Genomic DNA, 24,131 nt, shown 5'->3' on the forward strand with positions numbered 1-24,131 from the left:
CTGGACGAGATGGATCTGGCGTCCGGCAGCAACGGCAAATCGTAATGGCCGCCGTTGTGGCATTGATCCCGGGCAGCGGCCTGACGACGGCGGTCTGCGCGGCCTTGTAGGTGCGAGGGCCTCTGTGCATCGGCATCGCACGGCGCTGATCGCTCGGCCTCGCGCGACAAAACCTCGGCCACCTGTCTCACGCGCCTTGCGGACAAGTGAACGGGATCAGGTGCTTGCTCATCTGCGCACACCCCGCTTCGCGGATCAGACCCCGATCGAGGTCTATGCCACCTTGCTTGATGAATGCGTCTATCTGTATTTCATCCGCACGATGTACCTCGATCCTTGCCGCCCATGGCGAGGTTGCGGAACGCCGCAGGCTGCGTCGCCACCCGGTCTATCAAAAGCCCGAGCTTCTGGCCGAAGGGCCAAATGAGGTGTGGTCCTGGGACATCACCAAATTGATGGGGCCGGTGAAATGGTCTTACTGCTACCTCTATGTAATCCTCGACATCTTCAGCCGCCGGGTCGTTGGCGGGCGCATTGAGCACGCGGAAAGTGCCATTCAATTCAAAGCACTCTTTAAAGACGCCATGGCAAAACATGCCGTCCCACCCGACCAGCTGACCCTGCATGCAGATCGCGGCGCCCCCCTCTCGTGATTTGCAGGCAAATCACTGCCGGGCAACGGATGAAGGCCAAGGCGACAGCCCTGATGCTTGCCGATCTCGGCGTGGTCAACTCGCACAGCAGGCCGCACACGTCGAACGACAACCCCTTCTCAGAGGCCCAGTTCAAGACCCTGAAATACCAGCCGGAGTTCCCCAAACGGTTCCAAACCATCGACGAGGCCCGCGCGTTCTGCCGTCGCTTCTTCGCCTAGTATAACGAGGACCATCATCACGCAGGCATCGGCCTGATGACGCCCGACCAGATCCACTTCGGGCAGGCCGACGCAATCCACGCCGCCCGCCAGACAGCGCTCGACGCCGCGTTTCTCAGAACCCCAGAGAGATTCGTCAGCCAGCGTCCCAAACCACCCCAAATCCCGACTGCTGTCTGGATCAACCCGTCCAAGAAAACGGAGCCAGCCCAAGCCTAAACTCAAGAACCCGCTGTCTCAAAGTCGTTGACACGTTCCGAGAAGGTAGGACGCGAACGTGTCCGCTTCCTCTTCACGCTGCTTTTCCGCAGCTTTCCAAGCATTTGACTGGAGCGGCAGGCATTGGAAATCGCAGCTTCGGGCCAGTTGTCCGGCTGGGTAGTCTGCCTAACCCAGTCGGATACTTTGTTGCAGTTGCCGATGTTCTTCACCGACTCCCAGATCGTCGATGATAGCCCGTCCGTTGGGACGGAAATCTCGAAGGCCGAGTCATAGTCGCTTGCGCCCCGGAATGGACCGCCGCACCGACTGCAGTGGGCCCTTGGGCCGCAGACTCGAGATAAGGCTTGAGATCACGTATATGTTCAGTACCGGATGATCAGTTTTCCCCACTCCTGACGTCGGTTAGTCAAATTCACAAGGCCACCCGCATTCCCGTCCTGGCGGATTGCGCAAAGGCGTCAAGCACCACCATGTTCGCGACCGTATCCGCCGCCGCATAGGGCATAGGGCCGTTGCGCAGGACCGCATCGGCAAACGCCTCTATCATCAACTGATATTGATCGACCGGCGGCAAGCGTTCCTCGCGCCGCGCTCCCGTGGCGTCCGACACGATAATCAATGCTTCGGAAACGCGGTCCGCCAGCCCCGGAATGATGCCGCGCGGCAGGTCAATCAAGCCAAGGCGACCGACAACCCGGTAAAACCCCTGGCTATTTCCCTTAAAAGAACAACTCACCACGGCCGATCGCCCGCCCGAGAATTCTAGAATACCCGAGGCGGCGGTATCAACGCCGAAGTGCTCATCCATCGTCCATCGACCCAGCACCGCCAGCGGTTCCTCGGCAAACACGCTGCGCGCGATGTGCACGACGTAGCATCCCATATCCAGCAACGCGCCGCCGCCGAGTTCAGGCGAGAACCGAACATTCACCGGATCGGCCGGGCTCATGATATCGACCGATAAATGCGCTTGAACCTCGACGACGTCGCCGATCTCGCCTGAGGCGATGATCTGGCGCACCCTCTCGTGCTGCGGATGAAATCGGTACATGAAGCCTTCCATCAAGGCGGTGCCGCAGGTTTCGCATTCCCTGACCACCGTGGCGGCCTCGTCGGCGGTCATCGCCAGTGGCTTTTCACACAGCACGGCCTTGCCCGCCCTGGCCGCCGCAATCGTCCAGTCGGCATGTTCGCTGTTGGGCAGCGGGATATAGACGGCGTCAATGTCGGGGTCAGCGAGCAGTGCCGCATAGTCGTGGTAAAGCCGGGGGATACCCTCGTCTTTGGCCCAGCCTGCGAGCGCCGGAGCATTGCGCGAGGCGACTCCGGCAATCTCGGCGTTGTGGGCATTCCTGATCGCGGGGATCAGTGCCAGTTTGGCGATTCCTGCCGCCCCGAGTATTCCGATACGCAACCGATCTGCCATACTTGTCCACCCATAATTTGGCCAAACACCGGTTTTCTGACCGGCTGCGCCCAAAAATCGCCCTTGTTAAACGATTACGTTAAAATAGTTTGCGACATTGGTGGCTGTCAATGCCTATGTGCCAGATGCCAGTTTCGGCGGGACGACAGCTTTGGGCTGGTTGAAGTGGGTGATCTTTATGGCGACAATCCGGGATGTGGCGGCAAGGGCCGGGGTGTCGGTGGCGACCGTGTCGCATGTGATGAACGAGTCGCGGTTTGTCACCGAGGACACTAAGCAACGCGTTCTGGCGGCGATTGCCGCGCTGAACTACCGGCGCGATGGCATTGCCCGCAGCCTGCGGCGGAGCCAGACCGGCACGATCGGGGCGATTATCGCGGATATCACCAACCCGTTCTTTTCGGATCTGGTCAAGGGGATCGAGGATACCATCCGTGGCTTTCCCGAAAAGCTGAACCTGATCCTGTGCAACACCGAAGAGGATGCGGCGCGCGAGTTGCTGTATCTGGACGTGCTTATGGAAAAGCGGATCGACGGGCTGATCCTTGCCCCTGCGGGGGGCAACGTCGCTTATCTGGAGGCGCTGGTGGCGCGTGGCTTTCCGCTGGTGTTTGTGGATCGGTCGTTGTCGTCTGTGACGGCGGATTCGGTGCTGGTCGACAACCTGGCCGCTGCGACCGCGCTGGTGGCGCACTTGATCGCGCGCGGGCACCGCCGGATTGCGGTGCTCAAGGCAACCCTGCATGCCAGCTCGATCACCGAACGGGTCCAGGGGCATGCGGCGGCGATGGCGGCGGCGGGGCTGGATTTCGACGCAGGAATGATCGTGGAAAGTGCCTCCAGCATCGATGCCGCCTTTGAGGGCGGGCGCGCGATCTTGGCTCTGGACCCGTTGCCTGATGCGGTGTTCTGCACCAATAACTTCATGACTCTGGGTATGATGCGGGCGCTGAATGAACAGGGTTTGCGGTGTCCGCAAGACATGGCGATTGCCGGATTCGACGATTTCCAATGGGCCGATGCGTTTCGCCCCCGTATGACCACGGTGGCGCAGTCTGGTTATGATCAGGGCTGCGCTGCGGCGCGCTTGCTGCGCGACCGGATCACCAAAGTTCAGACCGGACCTGCAGTTCATTTGGTGCACGGCACGGCGCTGAACATCCGGGAATCGTCGGGCTGATTCCACTCATTCGGGCCGGAGCGCAGGCGCAAATGCCTGCGTGTTGGTGCTGGTCGCGGATTCCTGGGCAGGCAGTGCAGCGAGATAATCTGATATTTCAAGAATTTGACCGGTGAACCCTCTGCGGATACTTGGGTCTTGACAGCCGAAAAAGTTTAGATAATCGTTTACGTAATCGTTTAAATAGCGTTTTGCTTGGAAACGGGCGTGATTATGGGGAGCAATCAGCGACATGTCAGACATCCAGCAAGCCAGGCCCCTGGCGCACCCGCATCTGCTGTCGGGCTTTTCAATTGCCGGTGTGACGCTGCGCAACCGGATGGTGTTCCAGCCGCATTTCACGGCACTTGGTGCGCGCGACGGGCTCGCCTCGGATGATCTGCGCGCCTATCACGAAGAGCGGGCGCGCGGCGGGGTCGGGCTGATCGTGGTCGAGAGTCAGGCGGTTCATCCGTCGGGCAAGATGTCGCGCCGGTTCATCAGTGCATGGGATCCGGCGAGCATTCCTAATTTGCGACGGATCACCGATGCGGTGCATTTGCATGGGGCAAAGATCTTCGGCCAGTTGACGCATGGCGGCCACACATCGCTGGAAAATCCGCCGCATCTGATGTGGGCGCCGACCCAGATGCCAGAACCCTCCAGCCATCATTCGACCAAGGCGATGGATGCAGATGACATACGGGCCGTGATCGACGGCTTTGGCATTTCTGCCCGCAACCAGATCGCGGCGGGGTTTGACGGGGTCGAGATCAAGATCGCGCACGATGGGCTGCTGCGCTCCTTTGCCTCGCCCTATTTTAATCGGCGGACCGATGGCTATGGTGGGTCGTTCGCCAACCGAATGCGTCTGTCGATTGAGGTACTGGAGGTAACGCGGGCAGCAATCGGTGCGGCCCCTCTTGGCGTGCGTCTCTGCGTCGATGAGTTCACGCCGTTCGGCTATGACACCGAATATGGGCTGGAAATGGCAGCGGCGCTGGAGGCGACCGGACTGGTCGATTACTTCAACGCCGATGCGGGTTCATTTTCGAGCTACTGGATGGAAATCCCGCCTGCGGCAGTTGCAGGGGCAGAATTCCGCAAGATTAATATGGCCCTGAAAGCCGCCACGAAACTGCCGGTGGTGGCCTATGGCCGGATCACGCCGCAGGCCGGTGAGGCGATGCTGAAGGCTGGCGAGGCCGATCTTATCGGCTGGGCCCGCCAGTTGATCACCGACCCTGAAACTGCCAGCAAGTTGCGTTCCGGGCGTGGCGATCTGGTTCGGATGTGCGTGTCGTGCAACGATGGCTGCATTCACCAAGTCGGGCAGGAAAAAGGTATCCGCTGCATCCAGAACCCCGGTGCGGGGCGTGAAGCCACGCATAGCGAGCGGCTGGTTGCGCTGGCAGAGGTGCAGCGCGACTTGGTCGTGGTTGGCGGTGGCCCGGCGGGGATGAAAGTGGCTGAAATCGCGGCGCGGCGCGGCCACCGGGTAACGCTCCTGGAGCGCGGCAAGCGGTTGGGCGGGCTGGTCAATCTGGCGGCTTTACAGCCTGAACATGACTCGATCGCCGAGGTGACATCGTATCTGGAGGCGATGGTCGCCGAACTGGGCGTGACTGTCCGGCTCGGGGTTGCCGCCACGCCGGAGTTGTTGGCTGGCATGGGTGCGGATGTGGTTGTGCTGGCCACCGGCTCTGACCCCAATCTGCCCGGAACGGATACCGCCGATACTTCATTGGCGTTGTCACAGGGCCGTCAGATCCTGCCCGAGATCGAAGGGCTGGATGGGGCCAATGTGGTATCCTGTGACGCGGTTCTGTCGGGTGCGGTGCGGCTGTCCGGCCATGTCGTTGTGATTGACAATAATGGCCATTGGGAGGCGGCGGGTACGGCTGAATTCCTCGCCAATGATGGCTGCCGGGTGACGGTGATCGCCGGGCACATGGCTGTCGGCGAGTTGCTGGAGGCGGGCACGCGCACGCTGTTTTACCGTCGCGCCGCAATCAAGGGCATCACGCTGCGCGGCGGTACGTCCGTTGTTGCCGTGGCACCGGGGCAGGTGCGGGTGTCGGCGGTATTCAGCGGCGCGGATGCCAACGGCTGGGCTAAATACATCCTCATGCCTGGGGATGAGGAAGTGATCGAGGGCATCGACTGGGTGGTGCCGGTGATTGGCCGCCGGTCGCGCGAAGACCTGTATCTGCGGCTGAAGCAGGATCCGGCCTTTGCCGGGGTTCAGGTCGAACGGGTCGGCGATTGCGCCGTGCCGCGCCTGATCCAGAGCACGATCAACGAGGCCTATGAACTGGCACGCACCCTATGAAACATCGCCACTCTGCATCAGTTGCACTCAGGGTGCGCCGGTCATGACCCAGCACCCAAGGAACGCAGCTAAAGAGACCCGCCTGACCGCGGGCACGCCGATTCTGTTTGTGGACCGGGTGTCGAAGACTTTTCCCGGCGTCATCGCGCTGGATGATGTGAGCCTCAACGTACGGGCGGGCGAAGTGAATGCGCTGGTTGGCGAGAATGGCGCCGGAAAATCGACACTGATTAAGCTGATGTCGGGCAATTACACGCCGGATGGCGGCGAAATCACCGTTGGCGGGCATCGGCTGGAAGCGACACCGGCTGACGCCCACCGGGCCGGAATCGCTACCATCCACCAGGAATCGCATCTGGTGCCGAACATGACGGTGGCCGAGAACATCATGCTGGGTCATTGGCCTGCCCGCTATGGTATTATCAACGGGCGCGAACAGATGCGGGTGGCTCGGGCCGCGATTGCCCGAGTGGCGCCGGATTTGTCAGCCGACACTTTGGCGCACCGCCTGAGCCCAGCCGAAGGACAGTTGGTGGAGATTGCCCGCGCCATCTCGGAAAACTCCCGCGTGCTGATCATGGACGAGCCGACCACGTCGCTATCTGGCCGCGAGATCGACCAGTTGTTCGCGGTGGTGCGCGAGTTGAAAGCGCAAGGCATGGGCATCGTTTTCGTGTCGCATTGGTTGGAAGAGGTGTTCGCCATCGCTGACCGGGTAACTGTGCTGCGCGATGGGCGGCTGATCGGGTCGGAACCTGCCGCTGCCTTAGATCCCGGCAAGGTCATCCAGATGATGGTGGGGCGCGGGGTGGCGCAGGTGACGACGTCGGCTCATCCGCTGGGAGACACCGTGCTGAAGGTCAGCAACCTGACCCGGACTGGTGTGGTTGATGATGTGTCGCTGGCGGTGCGAGCGGGCGAGATCGTAACGCTGGCCGGGCTCGTCGGGGCAGGGCGCACCGAACTTGCCAATTGCATCTTTGGCGTCGACCCCTACGAGGCGGGGGTGGTGGAGATGGCCGGTCAACGCCTGCGTCCCGGTAATCCGCGCGCCGCGATCGACGCCGGGATCGGGCTGGTGCCCGAGGACCGGCGCAATCAAGCGCTGATCACCAATTTGAGCGTGTCCACCAACGCGACGCTGGCTGTGCTCGACCAAATCGCACCACATGGCGTGCTGTCGGCCAAGCGCGAGGCCGAGGCGTTGGCTGTGGCCACACAGTCCGTCAAGGTCAAGATGGCTTCGGCGGATGTGCCGATTTCTACCCTGTCGGGGGGCAATCAGCAAAAGGTGGTGCTGGGCCGCTGGTTGGCCCGCAACCCAAAGCTGCTGATCCTCGATGAGCCGACCAAAGGCATCGACATCGGATCAAAGGCCGAGATCAACGAAATCATCGTCCGTCTTGCACGTGAGGGCACAGCCATCTTGCTGATCAGCTCGGAAATGCCCGAGGTTCTGTCGCTGAGCGACCGGGTGCTGGTGATGCGCTCGGGTCGGATCGTCGGCGAAATCAAACGCGAAAATTTGAGCGCCGAGGTGGTGATCGCCTTGGCAACAAGCGGATGACGGAGGATACTATGATGGGACAGAAAACACATGCGGAACAGCCGGAATCTGCCCGAACGGAGGGCAACAGCCGGGTATTGGATGCGATCCAGAGCCTTGGCCTGCTCGGGGTGATCCTAATTGGCGGCCTGCTGCTCAGCTTTGCCTCGCCGGTATTCTTTTCGCGGATTAACATTGAGAACCTGTTGTTCGCCTCGACCATCATCGCGGTGGTGGCAATGGGTCAAGCCTTCGTAATTCTGGTGGCGGGGATAGATCTGGCGGTGGGCGCGGTGCTCGCACTTGCTTCGGTGCTGGGGGTGGTGCTTGCGACCAAGGCGGGGCTGCCGGTAGGTCTGGCGGCGCTGCTGGCGCTGGCCGCCGGAACCGGGATCGGGCTGATCAACGGGCTGGCGGTCACTGTGCTGCGGCTGCCCGCGCTGATTGCCACACTTGCGATGATGAGCATTACGCGTGGTGTGGCCTATCTGATTTCCGACGGGCGTAACATCGCGCCGGTCCCCAGCGTTTATGTCGATATTCAGGGATCGCGGTTGTTCGGGGTGCCAATGGTGATCATCCTGACAGTTCTGCTTGGCGTGCTGGCGCATTTTGTGCTGACCCGGACCCGCTTTGGCCGCGAGATCTATGCCACCGGCGGCAATGCCGTGGCCGCAAGGCTGGCCGGTATCCGCACCAACCGGGTGATCGTGATTGCCTACATGATCTCGGGCTTTGCTGCGGCACTCGGCGGGTTGATGATCACCGCACGGCTGGAGGCGGGGGCCGCCACCGCAGGCTTCGGCTATGAACTGACGGTGATCTCTGCCGTGGTGATCGGCGGCGTCAGCCTGTTTGGTGGCGAAGGCCGGATCATGGGCGTGCTGCTTGGCGTGATCCTGCTGGGGCTGGTGCAGAACGCTGTCAACCTGCTGAACGTGCCGCCGAATTACGATTACGTGGTCAGTGGCGCGGTGATCGCCGCTGCGGCCACGCTGGATGTCTATCGTCGCAGGCTTGTCGAGTCGGGGCTGCGCCGCCGCACCATGACGATCCGGCGCGAAAAAGCGCAATCGCGTGATGCTGCCCAGACGCGTGATGCTGCCCAGAGCGCCCCACCGACCCGCACGGGCCAGACCTGAGCAACCAACCCGAGCAACCCAAAATTCGCCGTTCACCCCCGCAAACCGCGAAACCAGACCTATGGCGGGACCACGATCTGATGGAGGAAACTATGAAACTGAGAGCACTGACACGCCGGATGGTTCTGTCCGGTACGGCGGCGACGCTGCTGGGGCTGACCAGCCTTGGTGCCCCGGCCTTTGCGGCAGAGGGTGATGCCAATGGCAAGACTGTGGAATACATCACCTTTGGTCTGCAATACGAATATCAGGTGGCGATGGTCGAGGGCATGAAAAAACGTGCCGAAGAAGCGGGCATCATCCTGAACGTCATCGACGGCAAGGGCGACCCCAATTTGCAGGTGACGCAGGCCCTGGATGCCGTCACCAAGCAGCCCGATGCCATCGTGATCAATCCGATTGACGCGACCCTGCTGGTGGCGGGCGTCAAGCGTGCCAACGAGGCCGGAATTCCGGTGTTCATCATGGAAAACACCCCGCCCGAGGGCGATTTCATCGGCTTTGTCGATTTCGACAATGTCGCCGGGGGCGCGCAGGGTGCGGATGCTCTGGGCGCGATGATCGGTGGCAAGGGCGCGGTGCTTGAAACCCGCGGCTCGGTCGGCTCGGCGCAGGCACAGGCCCGCAACAAGGGCTTCAACGACCAGATGGCTGCGGCCTTTCCGGATGTCGAGGTGCGCTCGCTCAACACCGAATGGGCGGCGGACAATGCCAACAAGATGGTGCTGGATGCGTTCACGCAGGATCCCAACATCGTTGGCGTGTTCAGCCACAACGACGAAATGGTGCGCGGCGTCGTATCGGCGCTGCGCCAGATCGGCAAGCTGGTGCCTCCGGGCGAGCCGGGGCATGTGTTCATCGTCGGGCTGGACGGTACGCCGCTGGCGCTGGACCGGATCCGCAGCGGTGAACAGGACGCAACCGTGGCCCAAGACCCCTATGCAATGGGCGGAGGTGGCATTCTTGACATGGTGATCGCCCATTTTGAGGGCCGCGCCTACGAGCCGAAACTGCAAACCAAACCCTATATCATCGACAAGTCGAACGTTGATGATGCCCGCAATTGGGGCAATCTGGGTAAGTGATCGCGATGACATGAACCTAAACGGCCCCTGTCGGATGACGGGGCTGTTTAGGGACTGGTTCGGGCCGGTGAACGCATCTTGCTCCGGTTTGCGCCCGTGAGGCGTTCACGCCGTCAAAGCCTGCTGGCGACCCCAATACATGCCTGACGTTACCCCTGACCGAGCCGACTGCCGCGACAGGCAGGTTCGGCAAAGATCTGCGCATGTTGCAAAACTCAACCAAGGAGACATGATGATGAGACACTTCAATGTTCCGCCAACCGGTCGTGCTCGGGCATTCCGGCGTCTATGCTTCGGCACGACCCTGCTCTTGAGCGGTTTCTGTGCCGTCAATGCGCAGGCCCAGGACGGCAAGGCCTGGGCCGCCACCTGGACGGCGTCGCAGCAAGGCGTATTTGCAGAGCCTGCCCCGACGACCGTCGTCCCGGTCGGCGACTTCCGCCCCGAAGTGTTCTTTCCGCAGCCCAATGCGATCCGTTTCGCGCTGCCCGGCGGCAAGGCCACCGACCAGACCTTCCGCATGATGGTCCGCCCCGACATCTGGAGCGATACGGTCCGCATCCGCTTTTCCAATGTGTTCGGTACCGAACCGCTGGTGATCGGATCGGCTGCGGTCGGATTGCAGGAATATTCCGCCCATCTGGTGTCAGGCACCAGCGTCGGTGTGATGTTCGATGGCAAACCCTCCGTCACCATCGCCCCGGGTGAGCGGCTCTTCAGCGACCCGGTAGCACTGCCGTTCCATTCCGAGGCCGCCCTGCCGCTGCTGCGCGGCCGCAATCTGGCGGTCAGCTTTGCGGTAACCGGAACCAACGGATCGCTCAGCTACCACGATTCCGCCGAAGCCACCTCGTACATCTCGCTACCGGGATCCGGCGATGTGGTGGCCAATGACAGCGGTGCCGTGTTTCCCTTTACCACCACGTCCTGGTTCATCCTCGACGCGGTCGACGTGATGGCCCCGGAAGGCACCAAGGTCGTCGTCGCGTTCGGCGATTCGATTGCCGACGGTACCCTCTCTACCCACAACGGCAACGACCGCTGGCCCGATTTCCTGTCGCACCGGCTCGACGAAAAATATGGCGACAGGGTCAGCGTCGTCACCCAGGCGATGAGCGGCAATGCCGTGGTGTCCGAAGCGATCGGCGAGCCGGCCATCAAGCGCCTGCAGCGCGATGTGCTTGAGGTTTCCGGCGTGACCACCGTTATCTTGATGGAGGGGGTCAATGATATCGGCTCGGCGCAGAACGAACCCGAACCGGTGATTGAGGGCTACAAGGAGATTGCCACCAGGCTGAAAGCGGCAGGCATCACCGTCATCGCCGGCACCCTGACCCCCGGCCTGCGCCCGGACCAGGACTTTTCCAAGGCCACTCTCGGCAGCGTCTTCGGCCCGTTTTATGGCGGAACCCAGACCGACGCCTACCGCAAGCAGCTCAACGAATTCATCCGCTCCTCGGCCATCTTCGACGGCGTGATTGATTTCGAGGCCGCAGTGCTCGACCCGGCGACCGGCGCGATGATGGAAGTGTTCACGCCAAACAGCGACGGTGGCCCCGGCGACTGGCTGCATCCGAACCGGATCGGCCTGCAGGCGATGGGAGCGGCGATTGATCTTTCACTGCTGAACTTGGATAAATAGCGCCGATCCGGAGATCGGTACGTTCACAGTGATATGCCGTGGTGCCGCTCCGACAGAGCGGCACCATGCCGCTTTCCACGACGTGTTTCATCTAGGATCGTGCCGGCCTGCCGCTTCGGCCCGCGCATTGCCAGAAACGTCGGATCTGCGTCCATCAGAAGCGACCGGTTGCGGCTCAGCGCCTGCTTGCGGGGCAGAGCCTGCCTGCTGCGGGGCAGCACCGGCGCATGCGGCTTGTCGCTGTTCTTGCGGTGGGTGGGCGTTCGATGCGCAAGGTTCGTTTCGCTTGGGGAATAACGGCCACAGTCACGCCATCTGCGCGTCAGTCAGCCAGAAAGGATTGCTCCTGAAGTCCCCTGCCAGCCAGGTGAATTTAACCGCGCAAGACAGAAAACCTATTAACAATCAATGGGCTCTGACCCTTGCGACAAAGCCCTTCAGGCGGCGACGACTCGGCCCGAGGCATTGAAGAGATGATAGTGCTGCGCCTTGGGTGATACCGACAAGGTTGTGCCGGCTGCGACCTGTGCCGTGCCTGGCAGGCGAACGGTCATCAATTCTTCTTCCCCGATATCGAGATACGTGAAGCTGTCGGCACCTAGGCTTTCAGAGTGGACGGCGATGCCGGTCCAAGCCCCGCCGCCACCGCCGACGATCTCTAGGTGTTCGGGCCGGACGCCCACATAATGCGCGGGGAAAGCCGCAGCCTTGGCACCAGTTAGGATGTTCATCTGCGGCGAGCCGATGAATTGCGCCACGAACAGCGAATGCGGCGCGTTGTAAAGATCCATCGGTCTGCCGACCTGCTGCACCTCGCCGTCCTTCAGGACGACGATGCGGTCGGCCATGGTCATGGCCTCGACCTGATCATGGGTGACGTAGATCATCGTCGTGTCGGGGAGTGACTCGCCAAGGCGCGAGATTTCGATCCGCATCTTCAGGCGCAGCGCCGCGTCGAGGTTCGAGAGCGGCTCATCGAACAGGAACACCTTCGGATTCCGCACAATCGCCCGCCCGATGGCGACGCGCTGGCGTTGGCCGCCCGACAGATCCTTGGGCTTTCGCGCGAGGTAGGGTGATAGATGGAGTGTCTCGGCGGCTGCGGCCACGGCGGCCTCGCGCTCGGCCCTCGGCATCTTGGCGATGCGCAGGGCGTAGGCCATGTTCTGTGCCACCGTCATGTGCGGATAAAGCGCGTAAGTTTGAAAGACCATGGCGATGCCCCGCTCTGACGGCGGCGTGTCGTTCACCACCCGCCCATCAATGGCGATGGTCCCGGAGGTGACGGTCTCCAGCCCGGCGATGGACCGTAGCAGTGTTGACTTGCCGCAGCCCGAGGGCCCGACGAAGACGACGAACTCGCCGGATTTGATGTCCAGGTCGATGCCCTTGAGCACGTCCACAGACCCGAAGCTCTTGCGCAGGTTGGTGATTTTAATGTCGGACATCAGGGCTCCTTGGTGCTGGATGGGGGCGGGCTCGGGCGGATCAGCGCACGAACACTGCCTTCTCGGTCTCGCGGGCGTCGAACATGCGGAAGGCGGTCTCGGCCTCCTCCAGCGCGAAGGTGTGGGTGGCCAGCCGCTCCAGATCGATGCGGTGCGTCTGGATCAGGTGAAGGATGTCGGCGTATTCGTCGATGCCGAAGTACCAGGACCCGAAGATGGTTACCTGTTTGCGGATCAGCTGTTCACTTGGCTTGATCGTGGTCGTGGCGGCCTCGCCCACCAGCGCCAGCTTCCCCATCGGGGCCAGAGCATCAAGTGCCATGTTGTGGGCGACGCTTTGGCCGGAGCAGTCAATGGCGCCCGTCAGCCCCTCGCCGCCGGAGAACTCCCTGATCTGGTCAGCCGCCGTAGGGGTGCTGGGGTCAAGCGCGAGGTCGGCCCCGAGCGATAGCGCAAAGGCCCGCCGTTCCTCGATGGGATCAAGTGCCACAACCCGACCACCCATCGCCTTGGCGGCGAGAATGCCGGCGGTCCCCATCGGCCCCATGCCCCAGATGCCAATGCGCGACAGCCCGTTCACCCCAAGCTTGCGCGAGGCCGAAAACAGCGTGCCAAATGCGTCCGTCGAGATCGCGGCCGCAAGGTGCGACATGCCCTTGGGGCTTTTCAGCAGATTGCGGGCCGGAACCTTGAGGAACTCGGCGTTGCCACCATCCATGGTGAAGCCCAGGCACTTCCACTTGGCGCAGAGATAGAAATGCCCCGTGCGGCAGTGGTGGCAGACGCCGCAGCCAACGCCCAGATACACCGCCACGTTGTCGCCTTCCACGAACTCGGTCACCGCTTCGCCGACCTGAACCACGATGCCCGCAGGCTCGTGGCCGCAGACGAACTGGTTCGAGTCGCCGCCTGAAATTACAGCGTTGCCATAGTAAAGGCTAAGATCGCTGCGGCAGATGCAAGAGGCCTTGATCTCGACCAGAACTTCGTCAGGGCCGATGCTGGGTACGGGCACGGCGCGAATTTCGACCTGCTTGTTGCCCGGCAGGAAGACGGCGGTCATCTTGGGCATTGTAGGGCTCCTTGGTTAAAGGGGGTCACTTGACGGCTCCGGCCGAAAGGCCGCGCACGAACGAGCGCTGCATGGCCAGAAACAGCACAACGAGCGGGGCGAAGGCGATAAGTCCGGCAGCGGCGATCCCGCCATAGTCAACGCCGTAGCGTCCCTGCAGGCTCGCGGCGCCGACCGTGATGGTCTTGAGCGTCTCGGTCTGCAGCACAACCAGCGGCAGAAGATACTCTTGCCACGAAAACAGGAAAACGATGAGCGTAAGCGACATCAGGCCCGGCCGGGCCAGCGGCACCACCACCGTCAAAAAGCCGTAGAGCGGCGTTGCGCCGTCCATTGTGGAGGCCTCAATCAGCTCGTCAGGCACTTCCTGCATCACGGTCCGCATCATGAAGACCGCAAAGGGCATCAGCAGCGCGGCTTGGGGGAGGATCACGCCGAGATGGGTATCGATCAGCCCCATCGCCTGGAGATTTCCGTAGAGGGCAACGATGACTGACGGGGCGGGCACCACGAGCCCTGCGAGAAACAGCGCGAACAGCGCCTCGCGGCCGCGGAACTGCATCTTGGCGAAGGCGTAACCGGCCAGCGGCGCGGTCAGCAGCACCAGGATCGTCACCGCGGCCGATATCTTCAGCGAGTTCCAGAAGAAGGTCGAGAACCCGCTTTCGGTCCAGACGCGCACATAGTTTGCCGTCTCGATCGGCCAGGGCAGGCTGAGGGGCCCGTCGAACAGGTCGGACTCGCTGCGCATCGACGCCAGCAGCACGAGGTAGACCGGCGCCAGTGCGTAGAGGGCGAACAGTGCCAGGATGATCGTCTGGGAATGCTTGGTGATGCGGTTCATTTGGCCCTCAGCAGTCGGAAGGCAATCGCGCTGAGGCTCAGCACGATGACCAGAAGGACGACAGACAAGACGGCGGCGTAGCCGAAATCGCCCACTAGGAAGAAGGTTTTGTAGACATGGGTGGTCAGCACTTCGGTGGCGTAGCCGGGGCCGCCTTGGGTGGTGACCCAGATCAGGTCGAAAAAGCGCATCGCCTCGATGGCGGCGTAGAGGCCGAGGAAAAGCGTGGAGTTGTTGAGGAGCGGCACGGTGATGTCGCGGAACTTCCGCCACCAGGGCGCGCCGTCAACCTCAGCCGCCTCATAAAGCGAGGGGTCGATGGACTGGATGGCGCCAAGGTAGATCACAACGCAGAAGCCGAAGAACGTCCAGGCGCCGACCACGTTGAGCGACACCAGCGCCGTGCTCTCTTCGGCAAGCCAGGCACCGGCGAGGCTGCCGAGCCCCATCATGTCGAGCCCGTAGTTGAGAAGTCCGAACAGCGGGTTATAGATCCAGCCCCAGATGATCCCGGCGACCACCAGCGGAATGGTGCGCGGGATGAAGTAGATGGCGCTCATCACCTGGATGGTGCGCGGGCTTCGGTCGGCCAGAATCGCGGCAAGCAGCAGGCCCGCCAGCAGCGGAAAGGCCAGCGTCAGCACGACCCAGATGGCGTTGTGGCTGAGTGCCGCCCAGAAAACTGAGTCCGATCCCAGATGCGTATAGTTGGCCAGGCCGACGAACTCCTGCGCGATGCCATTGTCCCAAGAGAAAAACGAGTAGGCTACCACCTGCAAGATCGGCACGACCACGAAGGCCGCATAAAGCAGCAACGCCGGCAGAAGGAAGAGTATAGCAGGGCGCGAGGTCATCGCAGGGCAACCTTCCAGATGAGCTAGGCGGGATGGATTGGCGGGGCGGGCAGGATAGACAGGCGAAATGGACGGGCAGGATGGACGGGCGAGGCGGGCGGAGTGGACAGGCGGGGCGGGCCGCACGGGGCGGCCCGCCTGATGTGGCTCAGGGGATCCAACGCTCGTTGTTTGCGCCAGCGGTGACCCACGCGGCCTGCATCGTCGTCAGGAACTCATCGGCCGTGACTTCACCACCGGCGAGGCGCTGCAACTCGGGGTAGAGAACCTGCGTCATGCTTTCGGGCAGGGTCGTGTGCAGGTCATAGAAGTTGGCATCGGGCGTAGCCAAGCCGCCGGTGAAGAACTCTTGCACCACGGGGTCAGCGCCCCACGCGGCCAGTTCCGCGGGCGTCGTGCCGATGGGCACGGTATAGCCCTTCTGCACCCAGACTTGCCTGCTTTCGGGCGAGACCAGGCAGTCGAGGTAGGCTGCGGCCGCATCGCGGACCGCGGGCGTCGCGGCGGCGGAAAGCTGCCACTGCGAGCCCTCTCCCCACATCGTCCCGGGCGCCACGCCCTCGGCAATGGGGGGCAGCATGAACACGCCCAAGTCAAATTTGGCGCCCCGGATCATGTCCTGCAGGACCCACGTGCCGGTGATGGTCATTGCCGCCCGGCCCGACAGGAACAGTGCATTGGCCTCGTCGTAACCGACGCCGTTGAAGCCGCGCGGGAAGATGTCGGCCTTTGCCCAGTCCTGGAAGGTCTGCGCGGCCTGTACGAAGGCCGGGTTGGTCCATGGTTCGTCGCCGAAGAACACCTTTTCCTCAAGCTCGCGCCCGGCGGTCAGGCCCAGGATCAGGCTGAAGGTGTTGGTCGCGGGCCAGCGGTCGCGGTTGCCGAAGGCCACGGGGATGATTTCGTCTGCCTTCAGCTTCTCCACCAGCGCCTGGAACTCGGCGTAAGTGGTGGGCACAGCGAGGCCATTCTCTTTGAAAAGGTCCTTGTTATAGTAGACCCCCATCAGGTCCTGCTCCATCGGCAGGCCATAAGTCTTGCCCTCGTAAGAGTTGCGGCCCTTGTAGAACGCGTTGACCTGATCCCAGCCGTACTGCGCGTAATAATCGTCAAGTGGCGCCAGCGCACCTACCCGGGCATAGCCCGACAAGACCGAAGCCGCGGGCCAAGTATAGGCCAGATCCGGCGTCTTGCCCGCCGATACGGCGAGGCGGTAGCTGTCGCGGATACCGATTGAGGGGGCGATGGTGCGCAGCACCTCGGCACCGTTCAGCGCGGGCTTGCAGGTGGCGATCAACTCGTCCATCGCAGGGCCGGCGGCGGTGATGCCGCTTTGCGCGAACTGGTCCCACTGGGTCACCACGACGGTGTCCTGGGCTGTAGCCTGTGTGGCGATGCAGAGCACGAGCGGCGCGCTCCAAGCGGTACGTTTCATTGTCGTTCCTCCCAGTTAGAAGTGACCCGCTGCCCCGGTCCGGGGGTTGACGGAAGATTGTTCAGAGAATGGATTTCACGTAGGCGAAGGCGCGCCGGGCCATGTCGTCGGGCTCGACGTTGCGGCGGTTGAAGCCGATTTCCATCGCGAGGTAGCCGTCGTAGCCGACATCACGCAGCGCCTGGATCAGCGACACATAGTCCACCACTCCGCTGCCTGGTGCGTCGCGGTTCACGTCGGAAAGGTGGACGTGCTTGAGCCGCTTGCCAAGCCGGTAGACATAGTCGCTCGGCACTTCGTTGCGGTAAAGCGTGTGGTAGGTGTCAAACATCGCGCCCACGTTCGGGCGGTCAACCGCGTCCATCAGGGCGATGACGTCATCGCAGGAGTCGATCAGGTTGCTGTCGGCCGATGTCGGCTCCACCGCGACGGTGATGCCAGACGCGGCGGCGTGGTCGGCGACCTCGGCCAGCGCGGCTGTCGTCCATTCGAGCGCTTGCGGCCGCGCTGTCCCGAACACCTGCCAACCGGCGACATAAAGCAGCGTCGGCGAACCCCATTCAGCGCACAGGTCGGTGACCTTCTTGTACATGTCGATGGCGGCAGCGCGCTCGGGCGCGTCCGGGGAAGCGACGTTATAGCCAGCACCGCCACCAGGCGCGGGCAGCATGCTCGACACCTTGATCCCTTCGCCGTCAAGCACACGGCGTATTTCATGACGGCGCTCAGCGCTGAGATAATCAGGGAAGGCATGTGGAGCCGCTGCCCCGATCTCGATCCCGTCATATCCGATCCGGGCGAGGCGCTTGATGACCTCTTCCAGCGGATACGATGGCACCCAGACGGGAAAGCCGGAGTAGACCCAAGTGTTGAATGCAAGTTTCATCATGCCCTCCCAAGACATTCTTCGCGACAGACGAACCACCGACGTGGCGGATAGACCACGCCCGCCTTGGTGGACCCCCGAGAATCACCCTCGGGCACAAGTGGACGATAGGCGGCGCAGCAACGGCCGGAACCAGCTAAGTTGTCCAATCTGGACATTGTATGGGTGGGCGTCCAAAACGGACATATGGACCGGGGCCCCTGCTTTCGGGTAGGACAAAAGCACCAAGCCGGTCGGACAGGCCGGGTCCCGTCGCCAAAGGTGTAAAGGGCGCCACGATGATCGAACCGAACAGATCAAGCCGCCGTCGCACTGCGGATGAACGACCAGAGGGCCCCTACGAGCGCGGCGACAGGCCGTCGGCCGACCAGAAGGCGATCCGCGACGAACAGGTTCGCTTCGTCGATTTCGTCGCCCACATCTATGATGAGGCCGAAACACTGCTTGGTCCCACCGGCAGCCAGCGTGAGATGCGCATGATCCTGCATCTGATTGCCAGCCATTTTGACGGCCATCTGGTGACGAGCTCTTCGCTCGCCGCTGCGTCGGGTCTGAGTTATGGGACGGCGCTTCGGACCATTGAAGACCTGCTTGAGCGCGGATTGATTGTGCGGCGTGCCCGGACTGCCTCGGGGCGGTCGCAGTCGCTGCACCCCTCGGCGGGGCTGCTTGCACGCTGGCGCCAATTTGCCTATCGCGGCGATGTGCTCATGCGCGGCACCCTGCGCAAGGAGGCTCCGCCGAGGCCACGCCGGACGGCGCCGCCGGCGGTGCTGCCCCCGCCGGCGGTTCTGGAAACCAAGCTGAGCCTTGGGCGCGGCCTGCGGGTCCTTGTCCATGCCGATCCCACGTTCATGGCGATGCTGAATCTCAAGCGGCAGTTCGAGATGATCATGGGAACCAGCATCGAAAGCCGGGCCCATTCCATCGACCGGTTGCGAGATGAATTGATCGTCAACGCGCAAAGGGCGGTGTCGCTGTATGACATCGTCGCCGTCGACCTGCCGTGGTTCGGAGAGATGGCCGAAGCGGGCCGCCTTCTGCCGCTCGATGCGCTGATCGCCGAATCCGGCTTTGATCAGTCCGACATCTATCCCGACGCGCTGGCCAGCTCGGCTTGGCAGGGCGTGCAGTTCGGCGTCCCCATCATGGTTTCCGGCGAGATCCTGGTCTACCGCACCGACCTGTTGGCCGCCGCCGGGCTGGAGCCACCCCGAACGGTGGAACAGACGCTGGCCGTTGCGCGCGCGTTGCACAATCCCAGGGCAGGCCTTGCCGGCATCGGTTGGAACGGCGGTCGCGGAACCTCACTTGGCCACACTTTCATGATGATCATGAGCGCCTTCGGGCAGCCCATCATCGACCTGAGACCCATACCCGACGGCTTTGACGCCGAGCGCATCGCGCCCGAGAATATGCGGCCGATGTTCCAGTCAGACGCGGCACGACAAACGGCGGAGTATTTACTGGATCTTTTAGCCGTCTCGCCGCCCGGAATTCTGCAGATGACCTGGTACGACCGCGCCCGCACCTACGCGCAGGGGCGGGCGGCGATGGCGTATTCTCACTCAATCCTGGCACCGATCCACGAGACTGACCCTGCCTCGCCTGCGCACCGCACCACCGGTTACGCACCGCATCCGACCGGCCCCGGTGGACGGCCGATCGTGCCGATGGGAGGCTATTCGCTGGCCATCCCGGCCAACATCGCGGCCAACCGCATTGGCGAGGTCTGGCGCGCATTGCAAACGTTCACCACCGCCTCGGCGGCGAAACTCTACCTCGCCAACGGCAGCCTCGCCAGTCCCAGGACCAGCGTCAGCCGCGATCCCGAGGTGGCGGCCTTGTCGCCGCTGATCTCGGCCGTGGATGACATGGCGCGGCGGGGGTATCTGCGGATGTGGCCACGCCCTCCGGTTCCCGGCATCGCCGACCTCATCGCCATCGCCGGCGAAGAGATCCACGACATGCTGGCCGGCACCAAGACCACCCGCGAGGCCCTGACGACAGCGCAGAACCGCGCCGAGTCGCTGCTGCAATTTCGTCGCACGCGATAGTGGACAGCACTTTGTCGCGTGGAAGCCGCCCGCCTCATCTGCTTCTGCAAGATCGAAACCGATCAGAAGGGGCAAAGTGTAGGTCGAAACAGCCGGAAATCGGTCCATGGTTCTGGGATCACGTCGTTTGGGACCAGTCCTGAAATGATCCGAATATTGTATAGCCGCGACCCGTTTTTCTTGAGGATTGCCGGGGACCTGCTCTCCGAACGCGGCATCGAGATCAGCCACGAAGTTATGCGGCTCTGATGGAACAGGTTTGGCCCAATACTTGCCGACAAAATCCGCAAGAAACGCGCTTGCTTTGTTTCCAACTTTTCAGGTCAACGCATTCTGGCCCAGAGAAGGTTCGACGTCAGTCGCCTTCCCTCCGGCAGACCTAACCGAGCGCCTCGCGCAGCGATGTCGCCACAGAATTCGCTGCACTCCTGACTGGTTCTGCCGCGAGGTGGGCGTAGCGCGCCGTGGTCTGCACCTGCGTATGGCCAAGCAACTTGCCGATCATGGGCAGCACCTGGCCGGATGCGACAGCTGTCGATGCAAACGTGTGGCGCAGGTCGTGGATCCGGAGATACTTGATCCCGGCACGATTGCGGACGCGCTGCCAGAACGGCTGCAAGTCGCTGAGCGGCTTGCCGGGCAGGGTGCCGGTGATGACCCAAGGATTTCCGTCGATGCGCGGGGCGTCATGCAGGTATTCAACCGCGGGCGTGCCGACATGCATGACTTTCTTGCCGGTCTTGGAATCGGGCAGGCGAAGGGCGCACTCGTCAAAATCGACGTAGTTCCATTTCAGCGTCATGATTTCGCCGAGGCGGCACCCGGTCAGGATCAGCAGCCGCGCCGCCAAAATGGCGGATGACAGTTCGATGCGCTCGCTTTCCATTTCTCGCAGCACTTCGCCGATCCGGCGCAGCTCGGCGGCGCTAAGGAACCGTTCGCGTTTTTCCTCGGGGTACTTCCGGATGTGTTTGCGCGGGTTCGACCCGTCGGGCCGCAGCCCCCACATCTCGGCCAGTACGAACATCTTGGAAACCACCTCGATGCAGCGGTTTGCCTGATAGGGGATGTGCCGCAGATCATGGTGAAACTTCGCCACATCCGCGCGGGTGATTTCCGGTACAGCCAGACGCCCCAAGGCGGGCAGGATGAGGCGTCTGAGGTTGCCGCGATATTTCTTTGCCGTGCTCGCCTTCAGACGCACAGCGATATGCTCTTTGTCAAAACGGTCAGCCAGATCGTTGACCGTGGCGGCATTGCGTTTTGCCGCACGATCGGCTGCAGGATCTTCGCCGTTCTTGACGGCGGCGATGATGGTGATCGCCCGGGTGCGTGCCTGATCGCAGGTCAGGACCGTGCTGGGCCCGAGACTCATCCGCCGGGCACGCCGCCCGGCGCGGAACTGCACAACGAAGCTTTTTCGCCCGCTTGGCATCACGCGCAGCCCAAAGCCGGGGATGCCTTCGTCCCAGAGGAAGAATTCCGTTGCCTGCGGCTCGGTGGCGTCGATGGTGCGTTTGGTCAGTTTGGGCATGGGCGATCCTGCGCGATGATCGTGGTTGACCCCTACTGTGGGGATCATCTGGGAACAGTCAACGAACACATTGAAATTGCGCAATAAAAGGAAAATCTGCGTAGGCATTGGGGCGGCTGAACTTGCTGGGAAGGACGCAATACCGGTCTTGGTGTCGAATCAGTGTCGGCGTTTCGCTCGCCTCTGACCGCTGCTAAGGTGGCTCAAAATTGATACGGATTTCCAATGGCATCGAAGACAACCCTGAATGCAAAGAACCTCGAAACTCTGGGCGCAATGCGTCTGGCGGAACTGCTGATCGAAATCAGCACCGGCTCTGCGGTGGCGAAGCGGCGCTTGCGGCTGGAACTGGCCGGGGCGCAGAGCCCGAAAGAGGCGGGGCGCGAGGTGGCCAAACGACTGACCAGCATTGCGCGGGCGCGCAGTTTCGTGAACTGGCAGAACCGCAAGCCGCTGGTCACTGATCTGGAAATCCAGCTTCGGGCGATCCGCGAACAGATCGCACCGGCTGATGCGACCGAGGCGCTGGCGCTGACCTGGCGCTTCATGCAGGTTGCCACGCCCCTGTTCGACCGCTGCGACGACAGCAGCGGCATCGTCATTGGTGTGTTTCACGATGCCTGCGCGCTGCTGGGCGAGATCGCACTTGCAGCCGGAACGCTTCCCGAGGCGCTGGCCGATGCAGTGATCGAGGCTTTGCGCGACAATGGCTACGGCCAATATGACGGCCTCATCGCCATCCTTAGCCCGGCACTGGGGGCCGAGGGGCTCGCCCATCTCAAGGCGCGGATCGAGGCGCTGGCGGCGACCCCGGTTCCCGTGCCGCCGAAGGGTCAATGGGAGGCGGTGGGCTATGGCAGCGGCGGCGCCACCTATGCGCATCAGATGGAAGAGCGCGCCCGGCAAAGCTTGGTGCGGATGGCGTTGAAGGACATTGCCGATGCCATGGGCGACGTGGATGCCTTCATCGCCCAATACGATCCCGCCACGCGCAAGGTGCCAAAGATCGCTGCCGAAATCGCAAACAGGTTGCTGGCCGCTGGCCGGGCAGGGGACGCGTTGGGGTTTCTGGATCGAGCCGAGTTCCGTGATCGCGCTTGGGTGCCCGAGGAATGGCAGGCTGCCCGGCTGGATGTGCTGGAAGCGCTCGGCCGGACGGACGAGGTGCAGTCGTTCCGCTTGGAGTGCTATCACCGCAGCCTCGCCGCGGATCATCTGCGCGCCTATCTGAAGCGCCTCGCGGATTTCGACGATGTCGAGGCCGAGGAGCTGGCGATGGCCCATGCCGTTGCCTACCCTGAACCCCTTTCTGCGCTGCATTTCCTGATCCACTGGCCCGCACTCGACCGGGCAGCGCAGCTGGTGCAGCAACGGTTCGACGAGTTGGACGGTGATCGCTACGAAATCCTGACCCCGGCCGCCGAGGCCCTGTCGGCGCGCTATCCGCTGGCCGCCTCGCTGGCATTGCGGGCGATGATCGACTTCACGCTGAACGCCGGAAGATCGAGCCGCTATCAGCATGCAGCACGGCACCTTGCGGAGTGTGAAGCGCTGGCCAGCCAGATCGAGGACTTCGGGACGGCCGAACCTCATGCGAACTATGTCGCCCGCTTGCGCCGGGACCATGGCCGCAAGTCCGGCTTTTGGTCTCGGGTCGAAGGAAAATGATGTGGCCTGCCTCCCTGAACTAGGGCCACATGCGTGACGGCCGGCTCAGTGCGCTATTCCGGGCGTTAAGGGCGGTAAGCGGGCGTCCGCTACGGGCACGAGCTACTCATACCGAAACGTTGGAAGCCGACATTCAGCCAACGCTGAAACTGGGATTTACTCTGCACTACCGCAGCGCAGCGAAGAGCCCTCACTGCCAATTCTTCACAATGCTGCTAAAGGGCACCTCTAAAAATTGTGTCCGTCCTGACGGCGGTGTAGGCATTGGGCCAGATTGAGATGGAGGCTGGTTGTCATTGCGCAGATGCTCGGAATGAAAAGCTGTCAAACGAACAGGCAGATGATGCCGCGAAGCGGCACGGATCGCGGCCGGAAGGCTGCACGGCAGACACAAAACCGCCCGCCAGCCCGCTTATAGGCAGTCCCCTGCAAAATTCAAGCCGGTCGCACCGAGCTGCGGCGCCGAAAACGCGCAAAAATCGAGGTGCCCTAAAGTCGACGTCAGAGGAAATCCCAAAACCTGACAAAACCGGCAAAGTATTTGCCAAGGGTTTGTGCCCAAGCATGTTTTCGCATCTACGGTCCCCGATGCATTTTAGGCAGAAACGACCGTTTTGACCTTATTTCCATCTCTAGATCTTTTGTGCTACGGAACGGTAGCTTTGCATGATTGAAGGACCAATCTGATCACCTAGGGGCTGTGGACATTTGGGGTTCCCATGGTCTGGATATTGTGATTCAAGCTTCCTTTTGAGGAGGCATGAATGCGGGCTGAGCGTTTTGTCATTTCTGACCGGAGCTGGCAGATACTCGAACCCCTTTTGCCGGGCTCTTCGCGGTCGCGCGGGGTGACGGCGAAGGACAACCGGCTGTTTCTGGAAGCCGTGTTGTGGAAGGTCAGGGTT

At 62.3% G+C, this 24,131-nt stretch carries 18 protein-coding genes and 1 pseudogene; 10 read left to right on the forward strand and 9 right to left on the reverse strand.

Annotated features, from left to right (window positions below; translation table 11 throughout):
• Window positions 1-23 precede the first annotated feature (23 nt).
• A pseudogene (locus Q7V03_RS02915) lies at window positions 24-1,093 on the forward strand (transposase); the annotation flags it as partial.
• A 415-nt stretch (window positions 1,094-1,508) separates the two neighbouring features.
• On the opposite strand, the gene Q7V03_RS02920 reads toward Q7V03_RS02915, so the two are convergent.
• Window positions 1,509-2,522, reverse strand: a complete 1,014-nt coding sequence (locus tag Q7V03_RS02920) for a Gfo/Idh/MocA family protein (RefSeq protein ID WP_304924109.1) — start codon at window positions 2,520-2,522, stop codon at window positions 1,509-1,511.
• A 100-nt stretch (window positions 2,523-2,622) separates the two neighbouring features.
• On the opposite strand from Q7V03_RS02920, the gene Q7V03_RS02925 reads away from it, so the two are divergent.
• Window positions 2,623-3,702, forward strand: coding sequence for a LacI family DNA-binding transcriptional regulator (locus Q7V03_RS02925; protein ID WP_304924110.1), 1,080 nt, complete (start codon window positions 2,623-2,625; stop codon window positions 3,700-3,702).
• Window positions 3,703-3,708: 6 nt separating this feature from the next.
• Here the strand turns inward: Q7V03_RS02925 and Q7V03_RS02930 are convergent, their stop codons facing one another.
• Window positions 3,709-3,936: a hypothetical protein gene (locus tag Q7V03_RS02930; protein ID WP_304924111.1), complete on the reverse strand. Its 228-nt coding sequence runs from the start codon at window positions 3,934-3,936 to the stop codon at window positions 3,709-3,711.
• Here Q7V03_RS02930 and Q7V03_RS02935 point away from each other — a divergent pair.
• The 5 genes from Q7V03_RS02935 to Q7V03_RS02955 all read left to right on the forward strand — a co-directional run bounded on the left by Q7V03_RS02935 (window position 3,935) and on the right by Q7V03_RS02955 (window position 11,428).
• Window positions 3,935-6,013 (forward strand): FAD-dependent oxidoreductase, encoded by a 2,079-nt coding sequence (locus tag Q7V03_RS02935; RefSeq protein ID WP_304924112.1) that lies wholly within the window; start codon window positions 3,935-3,937, stop codon window positions 6,011-6,013. The two genes, Q7V03_RS02930 and Q7V03_RS02935, sit on opposite strands and share 2 nt — an antisense overlap.
• A gap of 43 nt (window positions 6,014-6,056) precedes the next feature.
• Window positions 6,057-7,580 carry a sugar ABC transporter ATP-binding protein gene (locus Q7V03_RS02940; protein ID WP_304924113.1) on the forward strand — a complete coding sequence of 508 codons (1,524 nt, stop codon included), beginning with the start codon at window positions 6,057-6,059 and terminating at the stop codon, window positions 7,578-7,580.
• A gap of 14 nt (window positions 7,581-7,594) precedes the next feature.
• Window positions 7,595-8,701, forward strand: a complete 1,107-nt coding sequence (locus Q7V03_RS02945; RefSeq protein ID WP_304924114.1) for an ABC transporter permease — start codon at window positions 7,595-7,597, stop codon at window positions 8,699-8,701.
• 92 nt (window positions 8,702-8,793) lie between these two features.
• On the forward strand, window positions 8,794-9,786 hold the full coding sequence (locus tag Q7V03_RS02950; protein ID WP_304924115.1) for a sugar ABC transporter substrate-binding protein: 993 nt from the start codon (window positions 8,794-8,796) through the stop codon (window positions 9,784-9,786).
• A 235-nt stretch (window positions 9,787-10,021) separates the two neighbouring features.
• Complete coding sequence (locus Q7V03_RS02955; protein ID WP_304924116.1) at window positions 10,022-11,428, forward strand: GDSL-type esterase/lipase family protein; 1,407 nt, start codon at window positions 10,022-10,024, stop codon at window positions 11,426-11,428.
• Window positions 11,429-11,865: 437 nt separating this feature from the next.
• On the opposite strand, the gene Q7V03_RS02960 is transcribed toward Q7V03_RS02955, so the two are convergent.
• From Q7V03_RS02960 to Q7V03_RS02985, 6 genes are all read right to left on the reverse strand, one after another.
• The gene (locus Q7V03_RS02960; RefSeq protein WP_304924117.1) at window positions 11,866-12,876 is read right to left on the reverse strand and encodes an ABC transporter ATP-binding protein; all 1,011 of its coding nucleotides are present in this window, start codon (window positions 12,874-12,876) and stop codon (window positions 11,866-11,868) included.
• A 40-nt stretch (window positions 12,877-12,916) separates the two neighbouring features.
• Window positions 12,917-13,948 carry an alcohol dehydrogenase catalytic domain-containing protein gene (locus tag Q7V03_RS02965; protein WP_304924118.1) on the reverse strand — a complete coding sequence of 344 codons (1,032 nt, stop codon included), beginning with the start codon at window positions 13,946-13,948 and terminating at the stop codon, window positions 12,917-12,919.
• 25 nt (window positions 13,949-13,973) lie between these two features.
• A complete protein-coding gene (locus Q7V03_RS02970; RefSeq protein WP_304924119.1) occupies window positions 13,974-14,792 on the reverse strand; it encodes a carbohydrate ABC transporter permease in 819 nt (272 codons plus the stop codon).
• Entirely contained in the window at window positions 14,789-15,646 is an 858-nt protein-coding gene (locus tag Q7V03_RS02975) for a carbohydrate ABC transporter permease (RefSeq protein ID WP_304924120.1), read from the reverse strand. The genes Q7V03_RS02970 and Q7V03_RS02975 overlap by 4 nt, the downstream gene beginning before the upstream one ends.
• A 148-nt stretch (window positions 15,647-15,794) precedes the next feature.
• Window positions 15,795-17,081, reverse strand: a complete 1,287-nt coding sequence (locus Q7V03_RS02980; protein WP_304924121.1) for an ABC transporter substrate-binding protein — start codon at window positions 17,079-17,081, stop codon at window positions 15,795-15,797.
• Between the two features lie 61 nt (window positions 17,082-17,142).
• Window positions 17,143-17,967: a sugar phosphate isomerase/epimerase gene (locus Q7V03_RS02985; RefSeq protein ID WP_304924122.1), complete on the reverse strand. Its 825-nt coding sequence runs from the start codon at window positions 17,965-17,967 to the stop codon at window positions 17,143-17,145.
• A gap of 278 nt (window positions 17,968-18,245) precedes the next feature.
• Between Q7V03_RS02985 and Q7V03_RS02990 the strand changes: the two genes are divergently transcribed.
• Window positions 18,246-20,024, forward strand: a complete 1,779-nt coding sequence (locus Q7V03_RS02990; RefSeq protein ID WP_304924123.1) for an extracellular solute-binding protein — start codon at window positions 18,246-18,248, stop codon at window positions 20,022-20,024.
• A gap of 379 nt (window positions 20,025-20,403) precedes the next feature.
• Here the strand turns inward: Q7V03_RS02990 and Q7V03_RS02995 are convergent, their stop codons facing one another.
• Complete coding sequence (locus tag Q7V03_RS02995; RefSeq protein WP_304924124.1) at window positions 20,404-21,558, reverse strand: site-specific integrase; 1,155 nt, start codon at window positions 21,556-21,558, stop codon at window positions 20,404-20,406.
• Between the two features lie 225 nt (window positions 21,559-21,783).
• Between Q7V03_RS02995 and Q7V03_RS03000 the strand changes: the two genes are divergently transcribed.
• Together Q7V03_RS03000 and Q7V03_RS23785 are read left to right on the forward strand one after the other, a co-directional pair.
• Window positions 21,784-23,226, forward strand: coding sequence for a DUF6880 family protein (locus Q7V03_RS03000; RefSeq protein WP_304924125.1), 1,443 nt, complete (start codon window positions 21,784-21,786; stop codon window positions 23,224-23,226).
• A 764-nt stretch (window positions 23,227-23,990) separates the two neighbouring features.
• Window positions 23,991-24,131: transposase (locus Q7V03_RS23785; protein WP_370651068.1), on the forward strand; the 141-nt coding region annotated here is incomplete at its 3' end.

It is taken from the genome of Cypionkella sp. (assembly GCF_030652235.1).
GTDB lineage: Bacteria > Pseudomonadota > Alphaproteobacteria > Rhodobacterales > Rhodobacteraceae > Cypionkella.

What these genes read in the sequence shown, in the direction of transcription:
- Q7V03_RS02970 (WP_304924119.1), bottom strand. Translation starts at nt 14,792, where the DNA reads ATGAACCGCATCACCAAGCATTCCCAGACGATCATCCTGGCACTGTTC.
- Q7V03_RS02920 (WP_304924109.1), bottom strand. Translation starts at nt 2,522, where the DNA reads ATGGCAGATCGGTTGCGTATCGGAATACTCGGGGCGGCAGGAATCGCC.
- Q7V03_RS02975 (WP_304924120.1), bottom strand. Translation starts at nt 15,646, where the DNA reads ATGACCTCGCGCCCTGCTATACTCTTCCTTCTGCCGGCGTTGCTGCTT.
- Q7V03_RS02935 (WP_304924112.1), top strand. Translation starts at nt 3,935, where the DNA reads ATGTCAGACATCCAGCAAGCCAGGCCCCTGGCGCACCCGCATCTGCTG.
- Q7V03_RS02995 (WP_304924124.1), bottom strand. Translation starts at nt 21,558, where the DNA reads ATGCCCAAACTGACCAAACGCACCATCGACGCCACCGAGCCGCAGGCA.
- Q7V03_RS02985 (WP_304924122.1), bottom strand. Translation starts at nt 17,967, where the DNA reads ATGAAACTTGCATTCAACACTTGGGTCTACTCCGGCTTTCCCGTCTGG.
- Q7V03_RS02945 (WP_304924114.1), top strand. Translation starts at nt 7,595, where the DNA reads ATGGGACAGAAAACACATGCGGAACAGCCGGAATCTGCCCGAACGGAG.
- Q7V03_RS02980 (WP_304924121.1), bottom strand. Translation starts at nt 17,081, where the DNA reads ATGAAACGTACCGCTTGGAGCGCGCCGCTCGTGCTCTGCATCGCCACA.
- Q7V03_RS03000 (WP_304924125.1), top strand. Translation starts at nt 21,784, where the DNA reads ATGGCATCGAAGACAACCCTGAATGCAAAGAACCTCGAAACTCTGGGC.
- Q7V03_RS02955 (WP_304924116.1), top strand. Translation starts at nt 10,022, where the DNA reads ATGAGACACTTCAATGTTCCGCCAACCGGTCGTGCTCGGGCATTCCGG.
- Q7V03_RS02960 (WP_304924117.1), bottom strand. Translation starts at nt 12,876, where the DNA reads ATGTCCGACATTAAAATCACCAACCTGCGCAAGAGCTTCGGGTCTGTG.
- Q7V03_RS02990 (WP_304924123.1), top strand. Translation starts at nt 18,246, where the DNA reads ATGATCGAACCGAACAGATCAAGCCGCCGTCGCACTGCGGATGAACGA.
- Q7V03_RS02940 (WP_304924113.1), top strand. Translation starts at nt 6,057, where the DNA reads ATGACCCAGCACCCAAGGAACGCAGCTAAAGAGACCCGCCTGACCGCG.
- Q7V03_RS02965 (WP_304924118.1), bottom strand. Translation starts at nt 13,948, where the DNA reads ATGCCCAAGATGACCGCCGTCTTCCTGCCGGGCAACAAGCAGGTCGAA.
- Q7V03_RS02950 (WP_304924115.1), top strand. Translation starts at nt 8,794, where the DNA reads ATGAAACTGAGAGCACTGACACGCCGGATGGTTCTGTCCGGTACGGCG.
- Q7V03_RS02930 (WP_304924111.1), bottom strand. Translation starts at nt 3,936, where the DNA reads ATGTCGCTGATTGCTCCCCATAATCACGCCCGTTTCCAAGCAAAACGC.